This is a genomic window from Indolivaga capnocytophagoides (genome assembly GCF_036511535.1).
Lineage (GTDB): Bacteria > Bacteroidota > Bacteroidia > Bacteroidales > Dysgonomonadaceae > Dysgonomonas_A > Dysgonomonas_A capnocytophagoides.
Genome location: NZ_AP028867.1, coordinates 3,892,339 through 3,914,131 on the forward strand (window position 1 = coordinate 3,892,339; position 21,793 = coordinate 3,914,131).

At 31.8% G+C, this 21,793-nt stretch carries 17 protein-coding genes; 9 read left to right on the forward strand and 8 right to left on the reverse strand.

Annotation, left to right across the window (positions count from 1 at the left end):
* Window positions 1-37 precede the first annotated feature (37 nt).
* Window positions 38-325, forward strand: a complete 288-nt coding sequence (locus AABJ51_RS15665; protein WP_338373315.1) for a helix-turn-helix domain-containing protein — start codon at window positions 38-40, stop codon at window positions 323-325.
* A 13-nt stretch (window positions 326-338) separates the two neighbouring features.
* A complete protein-coding gene (locus AABJ51_RS15670) occupies window positions 339-629 on the forward strand; it encodes a helix-turn-helix domain-containing protein (RefSeq protein ID WP_166198925.1) in 291 nt (96 codons plus the stop codon).
* Between the two features lie 28 nt (window positions 630-657).
* Here AABJ51_RS15670 and AABJ51_RS15675 read toward each other — a convergent pair whose 3' ends face one another.
* Window positions 658-1,908, reverse strand: a complete 1,251-nt coding sequence (locus tag AABJ51_RS15675; protein ID WP_338373316.1) for a site-specific integrase — start codon at window positions 1,906-1,908, stop codon at window positions 658-660.
* A gap of 768 nt (window positions 1,909-2,676) precedes the next feature.
* On the opposite strand from AABJ51_RS15675, the gene AABJ51_RS15680 reads away from it, so the two are divergent.
* Window positions 2,677-3,870 (forward strand): site-specific integrase, encoded by a 1,194-nt coding sequence (locus AABJ51_RS15680; protein ID WP_338373317.1) that lies wholly within the window; start codon window positions 2,677-2,679, stop codon window positions 3,868-3,870.
* Between the two features lie 87 nt (window positions 3,871-3,957).
* Window positions 3,958-4,752 carry a hypothetical protein gene (locus tag AABJ51_RS15685; RefSeq protein ID WP_338373318.1) on the forward strand — a complete coding sequence of 265 codons (795 nt, stop codon included), beginning with the start codon at window positions 3,958-3,960 and terminating at the stop codon, window positions 4,750-4,752.
* 2,117 nt (window positions 4,753-6,869) lie between these two features.
* On the opposite strand, the gene AABJ51_RS15690 is transcribed toward AABJ51_RS15685, so the two are convergent.
* On the reverse strand, window positions 6,870-7,787 hold the full coding sequence (locus AABJ51_RS15690; RefSeq protein ID WP_338373319.1) for a hypothetical protein: 918 nt from the start codon (window positions 7,785-7,787) through the stop codon (window positions 6,870-6,872).
* 1 nt (window position 7,788) lies between these two features.
* Entirely contained in the window at window positions 7,789-7,992 is a 204-nt protein-coding gene (locus tag AABJ51_RS15695; protein WP_338373320.1) for a helix-turn-helix domain-containing protein, read from the reverse strand.
* A gap of 3 nt (window positions 7,993-7,995) precedes the next feature.
* On the opposite strand from AABJ51_RS15695, the gene AABJ51_RS15700 reads away from it, so the two are divergent.
* The 3 genes from AABJ51_RS15700 to AABJ51_RS15710 are packed head-to-tail and all read left to right on the forward strand — an operon-like array spanning window position 7,996 to window position 10,454.
* Window positions 7,996-9,168: a DNA cytosine methyltransferase gene (locus tag AABJ51_RS15700; protein WP_338373321.1), complete on the forward strand. Its 1,173-nt coding sequence runs from the start codon at window positions 7,996-7,998 to the stop codon at window positions 9,166-9,168.
* Window positions 9,165-10,013, forward strand: a complete 849-nt coding sequence (locus tag AABJ51_RS15705; RefSeq protein ID WP_338373322.1) for an NgoPII family restriction endonuclease — start codon at window positions 9,165-9,167, stop codon at window positions 10,011-10,013. Before AABJ51_RS15700 ends, AABJ51_RS15705 begins: the two co-directional genes overlap by 4 nt.
* 15 nt (window positions 10,014-10,028) lie before the next feature.
* The gene (locus AABJ51_RS15710; RefSeq protein ID WP_338373323.1) at window positions 10,029-10,454 is read left to right on the forward strand and encodes a very short patch repair endonuclease; all 426 of its coding nucleotides are present in this window, start codon (window positions 10,029-10,031) and stop codon (window positions 10,452-10,454) included.
* Window positions 10,455-10,701: 247 nt separating this feature from the next.
* On the opposite strand, the gene AABJ51_RS15715 is transcribed toward AABJ51_RS15710, so the two are convergent.
* From AABJ51_RS15715 to AABJ51_RS15730, 4 genes are all read right to left on the reverse strand, one after another.
* The gene (locus AABJ51_RS15715) at window positions 10,702-13,242 is read right to left on the reverse strand and encodes a phospholipase D-like domain-containing protein (protein ID WP_338373324.1); all 2,541 of its coding nucleotides are present in this window, start codon (window positions 13,240-13,242) and stop codon (window positions 10,702-10,704) included.
* Window positions 13,242-14,780, reverse strand: a complete 1,539-nt coding sequence (locus AABJ51_RS15720) for a hypothetical protein (protein ID WP_338373325.1) — start codon at window positions 14,778-14,780, stop codon at window positions 13,242-13,244. The genes AABJ51_RS15715 and AABJ51_RS15720 overlap by 1 nt, the downstream gene beginning before the upstream one ends.
* 511 nt (window positions 14,781-15,291) lie before the next feature.
* Window positions 15,292-16,107 carry a phospholipase D-like domain-containing protein gene (locus tag AABJ51_RS15725; protein WP_338373326.1) on the reverse strand — a complete coding sequence of 272 codons (816 nt, stop codon included), beginning with the start codon at window positions 16,105-16,107 and terminating at the stop codon, window positions 15,292-15,294.
* A gap of 391 nt (window positions 16,108-16,498) precedes the next feature.
* Window positions 16,499-16,762, reverse strand: coding sequence for a hypothetical protein (locus AABJ51_RS15730; protein ID WP_338373327.1), 264 nt, complete (start codon window positions 16,760-16,762; stop codon window positions 16,499-16,501).
* A 607-nt stretch (window positions 16,763-17,369) separates the two neighbouring features.
* Here AABJ51_RS15730 and AABJ51_RS15735 point away from each other — a divergent pair.
* Both AABJ51_RS15735 and AABJ51_RS15740 read left to right on the forward strand, forming a co-directional pair.
* A complete protein-coding gene (locus tag AABJ51_RS15735) occupies window positions 17,370-18,557 on the forward strand; it encodes a site-specific integrase (protein ID WP_338373328.1) in 1,188 nt (395 codons plus the stop codon).
* Between the two features lie 122 nt (window positions 18,558-18,679).
* Window positions 18,680-19,309 carry a metallophosphatase domain-containing protein gene (locus AABJ51_RS15740; protein ID WP_338373329.1) on the forward strand — a complete coding sequence of 210 codons (630 nt, stop codon included), beginning with the start codon at window positions 18,680-18,682 and terminating at the stop codon, window positions 19,307-19,309.
* 691 nt (window positions 19,310-20,000) lie between these two features.
* On the opposite strand, the gene AABJ51_RS15745 is transcribed toward AABJ51_RS15740, so the two are convergent.
* Window positions 20,001-21,662 carry an alkaline phosphatase gene (locus AABJ51_RS15745; protein WP_338373330.1) on the reverse strand — a complete coding sequence of 554 codons (1,662 nt, stop codon included), beginning with the start codon at window positions 21,660-21,662 and terminating at the stop codon, window positions 20,001-20,003.
* Window positions 21,663-21,793: the final 131 nt, after the last annotated feature.

Consider the following 21,793-nt stretch of genomic DNA (forward strand, 5'->3'; position numbering starts at 1 on the left):
GTTAATAATATTCATCTCACAATTTTAATAAAAAACTATGGAAAAAGAATTTATCATGATTGAAAAGGACGTTTTTAATAAAATGTTGGAACGTCTGGTAAAGTTCGAACGGTTTGTTAATATTTTATACAACAAGTATAATCCCAACAAAGATACTAAATGGCTCGATACTAAAGAGGTCTGTTCTATCCTGTGTGTTACCCCAAAGACATTGCAAGTTTATCGGGAAAACGGGAAATTAGGATTTTCTCAGATAGAAGGTAAGATCCTTTATCTGAAAAGTGATATTCAAACTTTTTTAGATAACAATGAAGTAACTAACTAATAAATTTACAGATATGAAGAAAATAACAGAATCAGATGCTAGGGTTTCCTATTTTTTTAATACTCTAGAGCGTATGACTCAACAGCTTGAAGATTTATTAGATATGCAAAAGCCTCTGTTTAACGGAGAGCATTATATCACGGATGAAGAATTATCAAAAACGTTGAAGGTACATCGACGTACACTAAATGACTATCGCAAAAAAGGGATACTACCTTATATCTATTTTGGAGGAAAGGTACTTTATAAAGAATCAGCAATACTATATATCTTAAAGGAACTCTACTTTCCTAAGTGGAAATAATCTTAAATTGGGGCAAGAGGTATGCAAATTATTTCTTGCCCAACTTGTCTTTAGGTGTTTTGTTAGATTTCATATAGTCTTCAGTAAGATCATTCAACTTATCTTTTACCAAATCTATTTCATCTAATATTTTCTGGTCAAGTATCTTGGCATATATCTGGGTCGTTTTCAAATCCGAATGCCCCAGCATCTTGGCAATACTTTCGATGGGCATCCCTTTGGTTATCATAAGCGTGGCAAAAGTTCTTCTACCTGTGTGCATCGTCAATGTTTTCCGAATACTGCAAGCTGCTCCGATAGGTTTTAAACGGTCGTTCATCTGTTTGTTCGTTAGAACAGGAAAAATATATTCTTTCTTACTCCTGTATTTCTCAATCAGAACCAGAGGAATTGGCAGTAAAGGTATAAAGCATGGATTTTTTGTCTTACTACGATTCATCATAATGATGTTATCTGTTATATCTGAATATTTTAAGTGCTTTAAATCAATATAAGATAACCCGGTCATGCAACAAAATAAGAACATATCCCGAACTCTGTTCAAGGATGCATTATGAAATTCCTGTATTATAATTCGTTGTAATTCTTTTTCAGTCAAGACTTGTTTTTCTGGCTTCTTTACACTTAACACAGTATCGGCAAAAGGATCCCTGTCTATATAACGATTCCGGTAAGCATCAGTAGTTATCCGCTTCAGACGGCGCATATGCCTTATCATCGTATTGTGTGAGCAGTTCCCATCACTTAAAAGGTATACTTCAAAACCAGCTACGAACTCATGATTGATCTTCTTTAGGTTAATATCTTTTGTGTGATAGGTTGATTTCAGAAAATCAATTATTTTTCTTCTGGTACAGGTATAGCTATCTGCTGAAGCTCCTTCAATTACCTTGCTTTTCGCTAATGACTGCTTCTGACCAATCAAATTGTCGAATGAATCCATGAGAAAATGGTCTTTACCCAGGCTGTCTTTACCTAAAAAAATATTCCTTATCCTTGTTATCGTAACAATATCTTCTTTAGCTGCCAATTTGTAATACAAATTCTCTAAATCAATATGAATAGACATTAATGAACGATTAATGTTCCGCGCTAGTTTTGTATACCCGATAGCTTTCTGTGCCTGTGAGTTCCAAAGAACCGGATCTATATTTATTCCGGATGCGAATGAAAGAGATTGACGGTCCAGCTTTAACTGCACGTTGATAGGAGTTGAACCTTGGGAGTTCAACTTCGTTCTTTTGATGAAAAACTTTACACTGAACCTAAAGTCAATCATACATATATTTTTTCTTTACATTTAAGGTCATCTATCAGGTATTTATAATTTATTTTGATAATATCGGAAGGTTTAGCCAAACTACTACTGTATTTGTTGTACTTGTGTATCTATATCGGGGTGACTTAGTTGTTGTTTTATAATATACTAGTAATCAATGATATTTTTATATTTTGGTTCGTTGTAGTTCCAGGCAGATTTGAACTATTACTCTTTAGTTTTATTAGTATCATCTATTGAGAATGTAATTCCATAAGCGGATTTTATATTTTCAGAATATAACCTTCACTGTATTTCAACATTTCTCATATTAAAGTGCATTTTCGATTATTTAAGGAGTATTTAACATATTGATTTATAGTAATAAATGGTCTTTTTTTATTGACTTAATCGTTTGATTATTAATGATTTAATAACTAAAATTGGGACTGAGGGCTCTGGTGCTGCCTGGAACTAGAACCTTCTGAAATTACTCAAAAATAACACGCTTATTATAAGCAAGTTATAATTTCAGACTTTACAGCAATTTCAATTTAACTAAAATATTAACTGAATACGGTGAAAATCAATGCAAGGAATGTTAGACATAAATTAGACATATTCCTGAGATACAGATCTAAATATTTAATTTTACACTTTAAATTCCGATAGTATTATATTCATCGTATTTCAATAAAACGTCTTCAGAATAAGCGTTAAATCATTCCTAATATAAGGTACTTTCTCAGGTACGATTTTACATAAACTATATAAAGCCAATAATTAAACATGCGAGAAACGTTTCGGGTATTGTTCTTCATTAGAAAAAATCAACTGAAGGACAATGGACTAGCAACGATTATGATCCGGATAACAATCAACGGAAAACAAATTCAGTTTAGCAGTAAGTTAGAAATTGATCCTATCGCCTGGTCTCAGAAAGAAAATAAAGCGATAGAAGATCCTTTTCTGTATATTAATGAACTTCTAGAGGAAATAAGAAGTAATATAAAAGTTCTTTACTTCGATTTATTATCCAAACATCAGGTTATATCTCCTTCCATGCTCAAACAGGCATATTTAGGAAAAGGAGATGAAATGCTCCTTAGCTATCAGTTTAAAGAACAAGTCAAAATATTTCGTTCCAAAAATGGCAGAAGTATATCGGATGTCACCGCAAACTGTTACAGGCTTACCCACAACCGTATCAACGAGTTTCTGTTTAAGAAATATAAGAAAAAAGATATAATGATTCAGGATATTGATCTGATATTTCTAGAGTATTTCTACAATTACCTGAGAGAACAATATCACTGTAGTAATAATACATCAATGAAGTACATGAAACGATTTGCAGCTATTCTAAATTTTGCAGAGAAGATAGGATTATTAAAGATCAATCCATTTAAACTTTTCCGGTTCCATATTGAAAAGAAATATCCGGTTTATTTAACAGAACACGAGGTGAGTCAGATTGCAGGTAAGACCTTTATGACAGAACGCTTAAACAAGATTAGGGATGTTTTTGTATTTTGTTGCTACACAGGTATATCCTATAGGGATGTTTGCAATTTGGCAGTCTCTGATATCCAATGTCGCAATAAACAATACTGGCTCATTTTTATCAGGCACAAAACCGATAATATATCACAAATACCGTTACTGGATATTCCTTTGCAAATACTGGGAAAGTATCACCCAGATTTTCATAAATATCCTAGTGACAAGCCTCTATTTTCTATGTCCAGTAACCAGAAAACTAATGAATATCTGAAGGAGATAGCTAATATCTGTGGTATTCAGAAGAGCATTAGCTTCCATGTCGCCAGACACACATTTGCCACACTGGCCCTCAATAAAGGTGTATCCTTGGAGTCTGTGAGTAAAATACTTGGACATACGAACATCAGAACGACAATGCTTTATGCAAATGTTACAAATCAGAAAATAGAGTCGGAAATGAATAGAATGAGGAAGGGATAATATAATTTATAGTATAAATTGTATCATCCGAAATTCAAGAATAAATAGCATAGTATTATTTATAGTATAATCAATAATATCTGCTTTATGATATTGGAATATAAGATTGCAGATAAAATGGTTTCATCAGTTGTCTCAATTTCTGAGAAGATTGGTCGGCTAAAGGAAATCAGAAGAGTAAACAAGCATCTCGACTTTGATCAGGCTTGTATTGTAAGAAACATCCAAAGAATTCTTAAAGGGAAAAATATAATTTATTCAGACAGAGTTATTTCTGACTCACTGGGGTCAGAGCATTCGATACGGAAAGAGGATGTCGAATCTATTCTTCCTATAATTGAATTTCATACCACTCATTTAACAAATAAGGAGCTAGATATTAACACATATGCGGAGGCATATAACAGTAACGAATATTTTGAGGAGATACCTACCTGGAAATTGGATCAGATTATTGAAAGAACCGATTTTTCACCCCAGTTTTTCCTTTATGCTCTTGCCGACTTCTGTAAAGAGTGTAATAATCTAACTCCTGATTATTTCATAGAAGGGTGGCTAATCAATTGCTTTTATGAGGAGCACGGAATTATACTAAGCCTAACATACAATAACTATTTAGAAGAGCAGAAGAAGGTCAATGTTTTCGCTTATTTCCTTGCTCAGGCACCTTTCCATAAAGATCCACCACGATATGAGTTCTTTTTATCTGTGATTGATACTTTATTGGATGGATGTCTTGAATATTATAATGAACTGTCTAATCCTAAATCGGGTCGGGTTGAATTGCTAAGAGGAACGATAGAAGAGCTATTCTCGCGAAGAGATTACCTGGTTTATTATGATATAACCTACTGCAAGTTTAGATCTGAGAGAAGCAGTTGAAGAAGGTCTCCTTTCCATAAAAGGAGATAAGAGAAATGCGAGATATTGGTATAAAGGATGATGGTCAAATAGAATATTTATGATAAAATTCTCACAATAGAATTCTTTACAAGATGTAGGATGTTTATTTCAGTTATGGCGAAATAATACTAAAAACTCTTCAATTTACATAAGACATCCATATCTATTTTACAGATAATTAGCATTCATCTTTTTCACTTTTTAAACGTAAAAAAATTGCTTTTTATTTTTCCAACATAAAGCTGTATGATATTTATTATTAGAGGAAAACTATATAGCTATTTATAAAAACCGATCAAGTTGTTAGAATATTTGTAATATAATAATTAGATTTTGCTTTTAAATATAATCGCGAAGCAAGTTATCAATCAATATCGTTCGAGTTTCGACCAAAATAAGATAGAATCTTTAAACATAGATCACCTACCATTTGATTTGGATAGTCCTCGCTTGCCCCTATCTCTAGAGAAGAAGAACGAAAACATTTTGGATTGGATGATATCTAAAAAAATATTATTGAAGTAATGAATAATTTAATTGGGGAAAAGTTTTTTTGTGAAGAGCCTATTCTTGTAGTTCAAGATGAAAAGATTAAGGATCTCTACATAGTAATAGAAGGGAATCGAAGATTTACAGCTGGATATTTACATTTATATTAAGAAGAGGCTCCTGTTAAAAACTCTATTCAAGTAATTTCAGGAAATCCAAATAAAACCCCGATGGCTTTATGCATTAATCTTCCCAAACAGAGATAGTATTCTTGATTATTTGCTATATAGCAATATGAGGGGGGGCGTTGGGATACTTTTGCAAAAGCTAGATATTTCAGGCAACTTTTTAATAGATTAGATAATATCACTTTTAGTGAAAATTGTAAAAAGCTAAATAGGCAGATTGGAAGCACTACACCATATGTAAAGCAACTATTATTAGATATAGAATTCCATGATAGAATTGGACTAAATAATATCTTTAATATAAGGTATTTAGACGACACAATATTTGAATTTGAAACATTTTATACAGGTATAGTTCTTAATAATGCTACTGATTATATAAATTTATATATAAAATCTGGAAATCCAACTGATAATATTAACATTGAGCATCTCAGCGAAATAACAAAATGGCTTTTGAAAGAAATGAAGAAAATCAAGCAGATTAGATTAGGGGAATCAGGGAACTTATCAAAATAAAATATTGGATCCTAAATAACCTAAAGCACAAGAAGCAATTAAGAAATGGTTATTCTATATCTATTTCAGCGAATCTAACTGATGAACCCAGTATTGTATTGAGGATAATAAAAAGAGCAAAATAATGTATTGACCTTGTGTGGGGCAATTACTTTTAATACAGTATTTTGACGATGTATTTATCAAACTTGAAACATTAGTAAACATTTCAGAATATTGAGTTACGCAATAACTTACTTACTCGTAGTCTACATTCATTTTATGTTGATATAAAAAATAAAGAAATAGGTTTGAAGGAAAACCTTTCAGAATATCATATTTAATATTATTATCCAATCTTAAATATCTTAATAAATTGACGAATATTTTTGCGAGTAATTTTGAATATATTTCATTATTAGTTATGAAGAGTTTATTTCCTAACATCACCGTAAAATTATTTGGTAGTACTAATCTTGAAAGGATAAATACTGTAGATAAATATATTATACAAAATTTAAAGAATGAGTTAATTCATTTGCTGGTGAAATATGTGCTGAATATACTACAAAGCTTAATGAAATATTTAATAAGCATTTAGGTGATGAAACCGATATTGTCGGTTTCATTCCAATGAATGATAGAAAAAGTTTTTATCCCCTTTTCTTCGGACAAAATACTTATAGAAAATGGATTAATATAGATTATACAAGTATGCAATATTTTATGTTAGTTCCTTTCTCTCTAGTAACTAATACACACGAATGAATAAAAGTTACTGATATAACACATAATGTAGTCATAGATAGAACTTGAGTTATGCAAATCTTAAGATTGGTGGATATCCCTGATAATATCGACGCTTTTAAAACTGTGAAAAAAATGATTAATCATTAAATGATAATTACTGTTACAACACCTTTATTTGAGGTAATTAATATTTTTATCAAACTTATTTTCCAATTCAAGAAAATTATCTTTATGAATGTTTAGCTCATTTAATGCGGTAGTTAAATTTCGACCTATTTCATGTCCTTTTTTTGATAAAGGCTTATCAAATATAATTTCTCCTTTTAATATATCTTCATCTGCTTTCCAATCTACATATACAGCTAAAGGTCTATCTCCGTCCCATTTTATATTACCGCTTTTGTTAGCTCTATAATTTAATGCCTTACAGGCAAAATATATCTCTTGATTTTTTGCAAACTCTTCAATGGGAAGCATTTTACTTGCATAATAATTTACATTGTCGTTGTCATCATCGATGTTATCACCTACATTAATAATATAATTAGCTATTCCCGAATTATTAATTACTGTTCCATTTACTTTACAATTTTTCTTATCAGAGTTGAGGTTAGTTCCTGCATAAATATCAATTTTTTGTTCATCCGTAAGTATAATTTGACCACACTTTTTACCTCCAGCTTTATTTAAAAATTCAAATTTCCAACCCAATGTTATGCTATTTTCTTGAACATTTCCCAAGTTTCTGAAATATACCAAATAATCCTTATTAAAATTTTCTTGAATGGGGATTATGCTATTTTTAATAATATCCTGAGCACCATCTCCTAAAATCTCGATAGCACGTTCTAATTTTATCTTATTTTCAAGAAAATCAGCATTAGCTTGCTTAACGGAAATCTTAAATTCTTTTTCAGTTTCTTTTTCATCCTTTGCTAGAATATAAATATCTGTTTTACATTCTCCACTACTCGGTCGGGGTTTCCCTGATTCTATGATCTCATAATCAATTCCCTCATAAGTAAAAGATTGAGCTTCACTAAAAAGCTCAATAATGTGTTTTTCTGTATCGCTAAATCTTTTTGCCATTTTATTCAATTAATTCTTTTAGTGGAGTTTGTAAAGCACTTGCTATTTTTTCAGCAACAACTAATGACACATTACGCTTGCCCTTTTCAATATCAGGTAAATATGTGCGGTCAATATTAGCAAGATTTGCTAACGTTTCTTGAGATAAATTTAAAGACAACCTTTTCTCTTTTACTCTTTTACCAAAAACTTCATTAATATTCATAATTTGACAAATTTCAATATTAGTAGACAAATGTGCAACGGACTATTGTCTACTTATTGGCAATTTTTTAACGCTATATATAAATTAAAAAATGGTATATTTGTATCTTATTTATTGTCTCAATTCAATACTTTTAATAAGAAATTAGGAATGAAAATTGTTTCGCTTTTTGCGGGTGCTGGCGGCTTAGACCGTGGTTTTGAGAATGCAGGTTTCAATGTCGTATGGGCTAATGAATACGATAAAGATATATGGGAAACATATGAAAAAAACCATCCAAATGCCTTTTTAGATAGGAGAAGTATCAGGGATATACCATCAAGTGAAGTCCCAGAATGCGATGGCATAATTGGCGGTCCTCCTTGCCAAAGTTGGAGTGCAGCTGGAGCATTAAAAGGTATTGAGGATAAAAGAGGACAATTGTTTTTTGAATTTATTAGGTTATTACGAGATAAACAACCGAAGTTTTTTCTTGCAGAAAATGTTAGTGGAATGCTAATCGCCCGCCATTCTACCGCATTAGAAAATATAAAGAAACTTTTTGCAGAAGCAGGAATTGGGTATGAGTTATCTTTTAACATGCTTAATGCTGCCGATTATAATGTACCTCAAGATCGTAAAAGAGTTTTTTTTATAGGTATTAGAAAAGATTTAGGCTTTAAATATGAATTTCCATTTATTAAATATCCTCATGTTAGTTTGAAAAATACTATATATGATTTAAAAGATAATGTTGTAGTTTCATTAGATAAAAATAAAGCTAATTCTGATTGTGTAATACCTAACCATGAATATATGACAGGCGGATTTTCTCCTATATTTATGTCTCGGAATAGGGTTAGGGATTGGAGCGAAGTTTCATTTACCATTCAGGCTGGAGGACGTCAAGCCCCAATACATCCACAAGCCCCTAAAATGCTACCAGTCGAAGCAGATGTGAAAAAATTTGTTCCGGGTAAAGAATATCTATACCGGAGATTAAGTGTTCGCGAATGTGCCAGAATTCAGACTTTCCCTGATGATTTTATTTTTTACTATGATAGTGTTGCAGCTGGATATAAAATGATAGGAAATGCTGTTCCAGTCAAATTAGCAGAATTTTTAGCTAACTCTATTAAAGAGCAGATAAACAAAAATCAAATTGCCGTAGATAAACAAAAATTAGTTGTATTATGACGAATATTTTAAATGCAATTTATAATATTGTTAATCAATCTATCCATACGGTAGCTGATATTGAAGGTTTATCTAATAATAGGGCTAACAGTATGGGAGAAGCCTTAGAGAAATATATTAAAAATGCTTTTGCTGAGACATTCGATATAAATGATAATGAAGAAGTTGTTGATATTTATAGCGAAAAATTTTCATGGTTAGGAAATAAAAATAATCCACCTGACTTTATTATAAGTGGTGGCGATGCCGTTGAAGTTAAGAAAATAGAAAGTTCTGGTACCGATTTAGCGTTAAACAGCTCTTATCCCAAGTCTAAATTACATTCTGATAGTACACTTATTACCGCTGGATGTCGTAATTGTGAAGAATGGACGGAAAAAGATATAATTTATGCAGTGGGGCATACAAGTAATCAAATATTACATTCATTATGGATGGTATATGGAAGTATATATGCGGCAGATAAAGAAATATATGAAGGTCTTCATACAAGATTGTCTCAAATAATAAGAAATGGCGAAAATATTGAATTTTCTGAAACAAGAGAATTAGGACGGATTAATAGAGTAGATCCTTTAGGTATTACTTATTTGCGTATGCGTGGAATGTGGGGAATAAGGAACCCTAAGCGAGTTTTTAGTAGTTATCTTCCCGAAGGGAACAAAACGTTTACTTTTATATCGGTAATTCCTACCGACAAATATAATTCGTTTACAGAAGAAAGTCGAAATCGAATAGAAAAACTTCAACTTGACAATTTTAATATAATTAACCGTAGAGTTTCAGACCCTAATAATCCAGCCAATAGAATTGATGTAAAAATAATATCTTTCTATATTGACTAATTAAAAACTAATATAATGGCTAATTTTGTTTTTGATACTACTCCAGAGCGTTCCTGCTTAATGAAAAAAATCAAAAGCAATAATACAAAACCCGAAATAAAACTACGGAAAGCTCTTTGGGCTACAGGTATCCGTTACCGCCTAAATGTAACTAAGCTACCCGGAAAGCCGGATATTGTTATTCAAAGATATAAGCTTATTATATTTGTTGATGGGGAGTTTTGGCATGGATATAGGTGGGAGGAAAAAAAGGTCAAAATTAAAGCAAATAGAGATTATTGGATAAAAAAGATAGAACGCAATATGCAACGGGATATTCACAATATTCAACTTTTGCAAAATTTAGGATATACGGTCATTCGTTTTTGGGAACATGAAATAAAGGAAGATATACAATCATGTATAAATCGAACTTTGTTAATTATTGAAGATAATGAGTAGCTCCTATCCAAAAAAGATATGGTGTTGTAGGAAATTTCTCGTTCAGCATTTGCCTTTTGGGGTAAAGGATCTCTTTGTGAATCTTGTAGTTTTTTTCTTGTAATTCAGCAATAGAATTATCTAAGGAAAGGAAACTGTATATATGATAGTTCTAATACGAAGAATTTGCAGAAGAAACAAATATCTAATTAGGATAAAGTCCTTTGGGAACTGTCCATTTACACATGTTAAAATTTTCGATATTCTTTTATAAAGTAAAATCGCTTATATCTTTTTTGTTTAACAATCTATAATTATCATCATAAATTGTTCTAACTTGATATTTACTCCCTTGAATAGTGTTAATTTTACATATTCCTAGTTTTCCTGATTTTTTATAAGAACCATCCTTACTCGCATTAATAGTTTCCCCGAGCATTTTCAATACGTGTTGTGGAGAAAATGCATTGTTATTCGCTATCGATAATTTTTCCATGTAGTCTTTCAGTCCAGAATTAGGTAACCCATATTTATTAAAAATATTTAAACAGAAAAGAATTAATTGCTCTTTAATTACAGGCTCTCGTCGTTCCAAAGTATTATAAGCCAGAGTTGCATCAAGCAGAATATGGTAGAGAAATTTATTTTGAAGATCAGCATGACGAGAAATTAAATCGTCTTCCCATTCAGAGTATTTTGCAATATTTCTATATTGGTGTAATAGGATAAAATGCTTTAAAATAGATTGAATTGATTCTGAATATAGATTTCGTAATTTTTTCTTCCAATCATGAATATTTGTGCCTTCCGGGAACAATGTGTATTCATTAAAAAGGCATATAGAACCTATAGTATGTGAACTTAATAAAAAGCGTAAATAATCGACAATACCAATAACATGCTCTTCATTAAATCGTGCTCGAGTTAGGTTGATGCAGTATTGCTCTGTTATTTTTTTTACAAGGTTAAATGGGCGGTTTATGTCATTTCCAATTTTTATGCAATCATTGAAAATGTGGATGTTTTCGATTTTTCTATCCTTGCTCTCAGTTGTCGAAGCCTCCTCTTCCTCATCCATTAATTCATCTGAAATAGATTCACTTTTATTCTGAAAAATAGATTCTATACTTTGCCATAATGTTGAAGTAATATGTCCTGTAGCCATCTTTGACAATATTGACGTATTATTAGACATTGCTATTGCCTGATCATAACTTAATGTAATAATGTCTCTTTCTTCTAATTCTTCTTTATTTTCATGGAGGCTGCTATGTAATGGCTTTCGATTTATACCAGTATCTTCTCTATATAGCTGGGTTAAATAATCAGCAATTTCCAGTTCATTAAACTGCCCTACCTCAATCTTGCTTAAGATTTCACGTATACTTCGTAAATTTCTTTCAGGGTTTGTGTTTCTTAGTTTGTCAACGTTATTGACTAGCTGCTTATTTGAAACAATATTACCGTTTGCATTAAAAAATGCACAGTATTGAAGCTGCTGATTAGATTGGTTAGGGGATAAAATAAATTCAAACATTTCTAGCTGTAGATCATTTATCGGAAGAGAAAAACACTCAATTCCATCAATTCCAAATGCTGTCAGATAGCATGGTTCAATAGGTATATGTTTCGAATTGATATATACTTTAAGTCGTTTGCCTTCTAAGTCAGCGGATTTGATAATCTGCCTAGTACTATAGTTCGAATCCAATATATTTTCTCCGTAATATTCTGATCGAGAGTAAATACTTATGTCTTTTATGGGTTTGCTACTCTTGTTAATTCCCATATTATTTAAAAAATTAAAAGAGGATGAAGCATATAATATGCATAATTCGTCATTCAGTGGGGGGCAACTAAAAGATCCCATTGCAGCAATAGTCGCATTTGCACTACCTACCAAGCAATATTCTTTTATTTGTGATTTGAAGTGAAATACTTTAGCATGTAGCATTCGGCTATCTCTCAAACCAGTAGTTTTCACCTTTCCTCTATTTGTTTTATTGAAGTCATAAAAAGTAATTCTTTTGTCAGCTTCTATTTGTGTTGGAGGCAAACCCTCATTTTCTTGTAGATATATATTTAAAATAGAATTGGGGAATAGCTTGCAAAGATCCTTTAACAAAGTGCCATCTTTATCATAATATGGGCAGATGATTGTTATTTCTTTTATTTCGTCAACCGGAATAAGGCTTGCTAGTTGACGATATATACAGGTCGTCTTTTCATTATATAATAGAGCTCCAGCAAGATTAAGATCTTTATCTATATTATGAAATTGATGTTTTACGAATTCTTGCTTTGTAAACAATTCACAACAACTTCTTATTGTTTTACATATCCTTTTAGCTGAATAGCCTTCTGTTTGTTTTGCAAAGCCAATGACATACTCCCAAAGTTCAAGAAGTAAAGGCAAGTCTTCTTTATTATCCATATCAGCATAAAGCCCAGAGAATATCTCATGGTTTTTGCCGTGTCCTCCCGGAGTAATATTACCTGAGCCAAAGATGGCAAGTAAACTATTGTCTCCTATGAAGAAATTGATCTTGGGATGAAATGCTCCTGATGATTTGATGCCACTGACCGCATATACCTGATTAATACTTCTTAGATAATTAGAAGATATACCTAGCGAAGAGTTTAGCATATTTTGGTCAACTAAAACGTTTACACTTGTTATCCATTTTTCCTTCAGAATCCTTAATACATACCCTTCGAAATGATGAAAATTAAAGGAAAAAGTGGTAAGGATGGCAGAATGGAATTTATTCTTCCCTCCAGGTATTTCTCTATATATTTTACGTTCCATCACAATTCACAAAATAATTTATGCCCTAATTCAGTTAGACTATCACTTGTTTCAATATATCTTAAGTCAAGCATGAAGTTCTGTAATGATTGAATCCTAGGAGTAGTTCCTCTTGGCTCTATGGTCTCAATATGAATAATGCACCTATCTTCAATAAGAAATTTCAATAAATTAGCTTCTCCATTTCCCATTTTCCTATAAGCTGTTGACATGTGATCATTAATTACAGATTTTATTATCCTATTGACATATTTGCTATAGCTTGACTCTAAGTTTTTCTCTATATATATGTTAAGATGTTCCGATAGATTTCCTTTTTGGGAGTCTATATAATTATTAAACTCAAATCTTTTGACTTGCTCTTCATATGGCTTAACGAAATTGTATATCATAGCCAAGAGCAAAATCGATTTGCTTACAGCACTATAAGAATTTCCCTGTTTTACAGCATTTTTTATATCAACTAATTCATCAGGAATATTTCCCTTATCAATAGATCCCAAAACATTTATCAGAATATCTTCGCTATTGATTCCAATTGGTAATATAGTTTCTTTTAATATTTCTAACTCAAATTTTTTTAAATAACTATCAATCTCTAAAATACGTCCTTCGATATTGAATAAGAAACCCCAAAACACAGTTGAAAGAGCATAATGAACTGCTTCATTAATAAAATAATAGAACCACCCAAATCTAGAAGAATTAGGGTCTACATCTTGCGAGATATTATTGAATATCCATAAAGGAAATTTATACATATGGATTCCTTCTGCTTTTGACTGTAAGAATAATTTTATTGACTCAAATCTTTTCTCTGACAATTTGCCATCTCTTGTTTTAAAGTTATCTCCATCTTGCTCTAATAAAAGATTGTTTAACAAAGACCATTCCGCACTCAATTTGACAATAGCATTAAGTTGAAAAGACTTTATTTTATCAAAATCTTCTAGAAAACAAGTTCCTTTTTTTATCAGTTCTAGATAATATATTCTTTCATCATGAGGAACGGCGGAACGGAATGCCGCTGCGAGTTTCTGTCCTTTTGATTTTATATGAAAATATTTTTCTGTGACTTCAATTAATTCAAGATTAATTAGAGAGCCTGCATAGTATTGTCCTAAGGCTCCTGACTCGTAATCCCAATATAACTCTTTACCCGGCTTATCGGCTCCTTGTATTAAAGAATAGATCCCATTTAGTTTGTATCTGTTAGCGTAGTCACTTCCAGGTACATTTGTTATATTTGGTTCTTTTATAACCATCAGAAAGGCCATAATCAGCTCAGCTCTCCTTATAAAGTTGTATTGAGCTTGAGGTTTTTCTTTCTCCTTTTCCAGTTTTAAGTTGTTATATTCATCTAAGATCCAGCAATAGAAGCTGTAATATCGGATTCGTCCAGTCAAATTGGTCATTCCTGGTAAAAGTCTTCCGTAAACAGTAATAGAACTATTTTGAATTCCTAATGGATCGCGACCACGAATAAACCCTCCATTTTCAGCCCAAAAAGGCATTGTAAAGGTATTAGAGTTGTACATATTAGCTATTTTAATAGTCTTTTTTTATCCTTTGAAAAGACATAATCCGAGATGTTAATATAAGTTTTTGTTTGTCATCAACTGTCTGTCTCATGAAAAATTTCGATTTCCAAATATAATTAATGAGTGATTGAATAGATGTTTCCTGACCGAGAATCAGATGTCTGAAATGGTCTACCTCTATTGGTAGAATACCCCAATAATTTTTTTGGTTCTTTTGTTGTTCTCTTCTATTTATCTTAATTTTGTCATTTTCCAAGTGCAGTTACAATATTTCCACTAATATCTATTTTACATTTGGATGTTCTGTATACTAAGTCCATTTAGCTATTCTGTCTGAATACATGCATATCCTTTTTTATATGACTGTAAACTCTTAGCAAGAATTTCCGACTGACAATAGATTGCTGGATTGAAATATGTTATTTCTTTATTTTTAAGAAATTTGTCTTTCTTAATATATATTTCCTTATCCCAGCTAGAGCCAGCTATATTGAAGTCCAATTTATTACTATCCATTAATTAGTTTAATAAACTTTTCTGCGTATTGTTCTGCTAATTCTTTACTTGAATCAATAGAAATATCTTCTTTGTTCCAATTAGCTTTAGTAGTCCAATTGTAAGATCCATGGATGACAGTTTTTAAATCGATGACACAAAATTTATGATGCATAATATTTTTATACGGTCCTTCAGGAGGTAGTCGTTTTGTTTCACATAACTTTTCATAATTGAATCCATATTCTCTATTAATATTATCCTCTAATACAACAAGTCTAACATTAACACCCTCTCTTATTTTCTCTTGTAAAGCTTTACCTAATCTTTTATTAGTAAACCACGCCACAGCAACCCAAATAATAAATCTAGCATTGCTTATTTGTTCTAATATCTGATTCTCTATATCTTCAAAATGTATTTCAACTTCTATTTTCTCTGGAGGATCAGCTCCTATAACTTTGTAAAATTCATTGACCTTTTCAATTCTATAACCATCAGGTAGTATTAATTTATTAAACTCAACAGCTGCCTTGTCAATATCTCGGTTATGATCCAATGCAAAATGTCGTGAATCGAAGAGGCTTTGAATCAACAAAACTAACTGAGGTGTCCCTGATAATTTTCTCAATCTGTCAATTGTATATGCAGAGCGAGATAATCCATCAGGTAGGCTATTGGCATAAATATCTCTTAGTCCTGCTTTATTAAACAATTCTACTAATTTAGAGCCTGACAAATAAGGAGCTAACTGTAGTTGATCTTCTGGAATATGAGAATCAGCAAAGAACTTAACTATAGTTGATATAGTATAATCTGATAATTTCATTATTAATTTAAATCATTATATTTGTTTCAAATATAATGATTAATCGTAATTAATTTCCCATTAATAATCTCTCATTTATTTGTTAAAAAAAAAAATCTACTTTTAGATTTAACTAAGAATAGTTTCTAGGTTGTAAACAAATTAATTATTAACCCCAGTAAGCTAAAAATTGAACTTATTGAGTGTTTAAACTGTGACCAGTTTACGACTGGAATGATTGTTTTAGCGAAAGAAAATCTTAATGAAGATGTTGATATATAATTGATTATGAAATAATATCCTCATTATGGGAATTCCTTCATTCGCACTAAGTCGCAAAGCAAATATAGCAAATACTTGAAAGTCATTTTTCAATTGAGTATTAATCAGAGACAGAGATACCTTGTTAAGATCACTTAGAACACTCCATATATTCCTTTATTGATCCTTCATATATCCTATTGTCAATCGTGGTCTTAAGTATCCCTCCACGAACTAAATCAGATATTTTCTTATGAGATCTTCTTAGCATTTTTGCCACTTGATTGATCGAATATGTTTCTTCCTTGCAAAAATTCGGTTCTTGATATAGTTCAGCTAATTTTTCATCAAAGACTTCTGATATAATTCTCTTTAGATCCTTTTCCGAAACCACAATGATTTTTTCGATATCCATAATTGCTTGTTTTCTTTGTTGTTTATGTATTTCATTAAAAAGTTCAGGTGTTCAATTTTCTTCATCTTGGTAATCAGCACAAGCACTATCTAAAAAAATACCACACTGCTAATAAAAATTATATTATTGATCGATCTTATTTTGCAATAATTCAAGTATGATTCACTTTAGATTATAGAATTATATATAATATCTTCATAAGTATATATTTCTAAAAGTAAAAATAAGAAAATTATACATTTCTTATACGTGTAACGACTAAGTGATTTTCCTCGGAGACGATAATGTTTTTTAAGAAAACTATTCAGCGAAAAATTCAAACAGTTTGTTGTCTATTTAGATACGACAAATTATGACAAACTACGACAGATTACGACAATGTATAAATTAATGGCATTTTAATTATTTTTCCTTTTATATTCGCTCTTGATATGATGTTCAAACACGTTACGCATCTTGCAGATTTCAGGGGACTACTAGAGTCAACTCTATCAGCATCAAGTGTAAAATAATATAGAATTACTACAACTGTTATCTGCATTTTTATACTAGCAAGGGGCTAATTCTATAATAAAATTAGTATATAAACTTTTAATACGATTGAATTATGAGAGCAACATTGAAAATTATTCTTCGCAAAAACTACCTCGGTAAAACAGGTAAACAACCGATCGGTCTCCAGTATACTGCTTATAGGCAAACAACCTATATAGGTTTGGATATATCAGTAAAGCCCGAACATTGGAGTGACAGTAAGAAAATGATCTTAGTAGGAGAAAAATATCACTTGCAGTATAATCGGATCATTAGAGAACAGCATCATAAAGCTGAACAAATAATCTTTGATAATTTTCTGAAACCCCTTTCTACAAAGGACTTTGTTAACAAGTTCAAAGATCGATATTATGATAATAAAGATTTTTATGTTTTTGTGGAGAGTGAATTGGAATTTCTCAAATTGTCGCGAGCCCAATCAACAATAAACAACTATTGTAGCCTTATCAACAAAATGAAAGTATGGAAACCTTCACTATTATTTAATGAAATTTCATTGGAGTTTATTCAAAGATTTCATCAATTTGAAGTTGAATCAGGTAATGAACCTCCTACAATCTATAAAAAGCATGCAAATCTCAAGTTTCTGTTGGGGTTAGCTATTGATAAAGAGTTGATAAAAAAGAATCCTTATGATAAATTTAAAATCAAAAGATTTTCTAAAGGAGAGAATATGGATATATTGACAGAAGAAGAACTACAACTGCTACAGCAAGTATACAATAGCGGGAAGTATAGTAAATATAAACAAGAATCTTTAAGGTGCTTATTATTTGGGTGTTACACTTCTTTATCTTATGCTGAGTTTCAAAAGGTTTTGCATAATAATTTAAAAGTCATTACCTTAAATAAAAAAGAAGTTGGTGAAACGTATTACCTTTTATCTAATGATAGGCAGAAGACTAGGATATTATATAAAATTCCAATTGTCTCTCCAACTGTAAAATCTCTCTTGGAAATGGAAAATAAAAAATCGTTTCAGAAAATTTTTTTCCCTTTAAGCAATAATACAATTAACAGATATCTGAAAAAAATTATCAAAGAAGCGGGTATAAATAAGACAATAACCCTTCATCGGGCCAGACATACTTTTCGAACCATTGCAGCTAAAAAGGGTATACGGGATAGCATTGCGGAACGTATCATGGGACATGCAAGCAGAGATAGCATACAGGACATCTATATGCACTTATCGGATGAAGATATTGTCATGGAAATGAGAGATCGATGGATTGTATAAAAAACTTGAGGGTGTGAAAATTGAATTTTTTCATACCCTCTTATTTTTCCTAATCCAAAACTAAAATATAATTCTTAGCCTGTTTTTAGTTATATTTGAAAAAGTCTCAAACTTGTAATATAATGAAAATTCTATTCATATCAGACACACATGGGGAGCATCAAAAGTTGAATAATTTACCTCAGGCTGACATCTTAATTCATAGTGGAGATATTTCAAAGAGAGGAAAAGATTACGAAGTAGAAGATTTTATTAAATGGCTTTCTTCTCTTGATTTTCGATATAAAATATTCATAGCAGGTAATCACGATTTTTATTTCGAAGATAAAACAATAAGTAAAATACAAGAAATGTTGCCCCAGAATGTATTTTATCTTTGTAATGCTGGTATAACAATCGAAGGCATCAATATTTGGGGGTCTCCTATCACTCCAACATTCTTTAATTGGGCATTCAATCGAGATCGAGGCTCTAATATTGCTAAATACTGGGATAAAATTCCCCAAAATACAGATATACTTATTACGCATGGTCCGCCCTCAGGAATTCTGGACCAGACAATATCAGGATCAAATGCAGGTTGTGAAGATTTACTTAAGAAAATAGAACTAGTAAAACCAAAATATCATTTGTTTGGCCATATCCATGAGGCTTATGGAGTATATGAAACTACCTATACAATTTTCATCAATGGCAGTATTCTTGACGAAGGTTATCGAATAAGTAACCAGCCTATATCTTTCAATATATAGCTGATTGCAATGAATGCATACAGAATCTATTTATGAGTTTGTACCGAAAAAATCATTATTTTCTTGATTAATAGTATCGTTAAGTGGGATAATGAAAAAATAGAATCTCAAGATCCATTTGTTTTGTGAATTTTTTGGAAGAATTGAGTCTAAACAAGTAAAAGCATCATACCCAAGCAGTATAATACTTAATATAAATTCTCATGGCATGATAATTTGATTATATATGAAATGAATTGTAGTCTTGTTAATACATGTGAAAGAGGATTATAAGACATCTTGCACTAATTTTATTCACATATCCAAGATTGTCTTTGTCAAAAAAGTAATTGTTTTTTTTAGATACTCCAATAAACAAGGTTCACTTTCACAATAATTACACTATCTTTATCTCATTAAAACATCTCTTCTGCAAAACGTTGTAGAACACTACGTTGAGGTCATAGCCAATTCGTAGCCAAGCGATTTTAAAGGAAAACTAAATTGTTATAATATAGACGGTTATAAAGCAGGTTCTGCTGCCTTCATCCGCACTGAGAGCGACAAATTGAAGATTTCTTCTTTTTGTCGCTTTTTTTTGAATAAAGACAAAATGCTCCGCTATTCAGTGGAGCATTTTGTCTTGTGGTCTTGTTAAACTTTAACCAGACTTTATTAAAAAGATGTATTTTCGAGTATCAAGGTAAAATGATTAGATCGCTTTTGCATTAATCAGGTTTAAACCTTTAGGAAGATAGAATGTTTCATTCTTATCAATATAAACTGTTACCGATTTTAGGTTCATAGGCTTGCCATTTACATAGATAATTGATTTGAATGCAGGTATGATTATCACAGTATCTCCTTTTTTAGCAGTAAGCACAGGCATATTATTCGATTTATCTGTATTTATAGAGCATGTCCATCCTTCAAATACATCAGTGTGCTTTGAGAATATTTCTTCTGTAAGCTCATTCAAAGGCTTCTCCAATCCGATCACATCTTGCAGGTATTGATTGATTTCTATGTTGCTATTCATTCCAATAGGAATATCCCCTTGAGGGTGATATGCTGCAAGAAAAACCTCTTCACCCGTATGTCCGCCTGACGTAAAACCAAAATATGTACGAGAGTTCTTAATCTCGGTTATTACTGACCACAGATTCACACTGTTACTCTTTTTCATATAATCATCCTCATGAAAGTTCTTTTCTTTAAGAATTAGGTTATATTCTTCGTCGGTAAGATCTATATCATTGTATTCTTTGAATAGAGTCTTAATCTCTTCGGGTTTGGCATCCTGTAATAGTTTTTCCATCCCTTCGGTTGTCTTTTTGTACTTCGATACATTTGCAAAAAGGTCATGAATAGTAGCTCTATCATAAGCTTTCAGCCCATATCGTCCAATAGTGAAACCGCTATTGCCATGATCGGGTAATATTATGACAGTTGTTTCCCCGTCTTTCAAGGCAAATTCGATAGCCACTTCTACAGCTTTGTCAAATGCAAGATATTCGGTAATACACCCTATTGCGTCATTGCCGTGTGCCGACCAGTCTATTTTACTTCCTTCGACCATAAGAAAGAAGCCGTTCTCGTTTTGAGATAATTGATCAATGGCTTTACCTGTCATTTCTGCCAGAGATGGGATTTCATCTGTTTCCTTATCTAATTCGTAAGGAAAAGCCATGTCTTCGAACAGAGCCCAGACCTTTTCTTTTCCTTTAAAATTGCGGAACGCCGAAGCATCATTTTGTATTAATGTTGTCCCTGTACTTTTGAAGTGTTGCTTAATATCTTCTGTAAGAATGGCATTTCCTCCACCGAACATTACATCCAGGTTTTGATGTGCCATTTGTGGTGCAATATATTCGTACTTGCCACGGTTGTAATAATGAGCCGAACAATCAGCCGGAGTAGCATGAGGAAATTCGACCGTTACGACCAATCCAACGGCCTTGTTCTTCTCTATTTTGGCTCCTTCCAATAATGTAGCCAATGGTTGATATGCTTTTGATGGATCGATGGGTACAAGATCGTTTTCAGGATCGGCAACAGGATATATAGATACATTACCCGTTTGCTGAGGCTGCCCTGTCATATAACACGATGTAGTGGGGGCTGAGTCTCCGATAGGGGCATTTGATGAAAATGTTTTGACCGTTCCGCAAAGATAAGGGTCTATAGCTAATGAATTTCCCTTATTGTTATATATCTGATACCAGCGGGCGGCAGATACAACCCCGATTGATATGCCATCGGGTATCATTACAATTACATTCTTGGTTGGTTTTACTGATCTTCGATATTGCTGCCCGTAGGTAGAGGAGACAAATAGTAGTAAGATCAGAAAAATGAGATTACTCTTTTTCATTTTTATTAATTAAGGTCTCAGACCTATTTGTTGCTTTGGTACGTATAATAACCAAAGCTTGTTATAAACTTTAAACAGATCATTAAATTCTGTCTGTCATTTACTTAGATTTAAGTAATCCTTTCCGTAAT